The organism is Clostridium sp. HMP27 (genome assembly GCF_000765165.1).
Lineage (GTDB): Bacteria > Bacillota > Clostridia > Clostridiales > Clostridiaceae > Clostridium_AK.
Genome location: NZ_JMFY01000023.1, coordinates 1 through 1166, shown reverse-complemented (window position 1 = coordinate 1166; position 1166 = coordinate 1). Strand labels below are relative to the sequence as shown.

The 1166-nt window shown below is 38.0% G+C and carries 1 protein-coding gene; it reads right to left on the bottom strand.

The window, feature by feature from the left end:
* Positions 1–6: 6 nt before the first annotated feature.
* On the bottom strand, positions 7–1166 hold a 1160-nt coding region (tuf, locus tag DP68_RS12600; RefSeq protein WP_035310062.1), incomplete at its 5' end, for an elongation factor Tu.

Below are 1166 nucleotides of genomic sequence, written 5' to 3'. Positions count from 1 at the left end.
TTTTTATTATTCTTCTATTGTAGTAACAACACCTGAACCTACTGTTCTTCCACCTTCTCTGATAGCGAATCTTAATCCTTCATCCATAGCTATTGGAGTGATTAATTCAACTTTCATGTCGATGTGGTCTCCAGGCATTACCATTTCCATTCCATCTGGTAATTTGATTGATCCTGTAACGTCTGTTGTTCTGAAATAGAACTGTGGTCTATATCCGTCGAAGAATGGTGTGTGTCTTCCGCCTTCTTCTTTCTTTAATACGTATACTTGACCTACGAATTTCTTGTGTGGGTGTACAGAATTTGGTGCTGCTAATACTTGACCTCTTTCGATGTCATCTCTCTGTACTCCTCTTAATAATGCTCCAATGTTGTCTCCTGCCATTGCTGAGTCAAGTAACTTTCTGAACATTTCTATTCCTGTTACTACTGTCTTTCTCTTTTCTTCAGTTAATCCTACTACTTCTACTTCATCAGCTACTTTTAATATTCCTGATTCAACTCTTCCTGTTGCAACTGTTCCTCTTCCAGTGATTGTGAAGATATCTTCTACTGGCATTAAGAATGGTTTGTCAGTTGCTCTTTCTGGAGTTGGGATATATTCATCTACTGCTGCCATTAAGTCCATTATTGGCTTTATCTTTTCTTCATCTGTTGGGTTTTCTAATGCTTGTAGTGCTGATCCTACTACGATTGGTGCTTCGTCTCCATCGAATCCGTATTCACTTAATAATTCTCTTATTTCCATTTCTACTAATTCGATTAATTCTGGATCATCTACCATATCTGCTTTATTTAAGAATACTACTATTTTTTCAACTCCTACTCTGGAAGCTAGTAGTATGTGTTCTCTTGTCTGTGGCATTGGACCATCTGCTGCACTTACAACTAAGATAGCTCCATCCATCTGTGCTGCTCCTGTTATCATGTTCTTAACATAGTCAGCATGTCCTGGACAATCAACGTGTGCATAGTGTCTGTTTTCTGTCTGATATTCAACGTGTGCTGTGTTGATTGTAATTCCTCTTTCTCTTTCTTCTGGTGCCTTATCTATTGATGCATAGTCAAACGCTTCAGCAAATCCCTTTTTTGATAATACTGTTGTTATTGCTGCTGTTAATGTTGTCTTACCATGGTCTACGTGACCTATTGTTCCTATGTTTACAT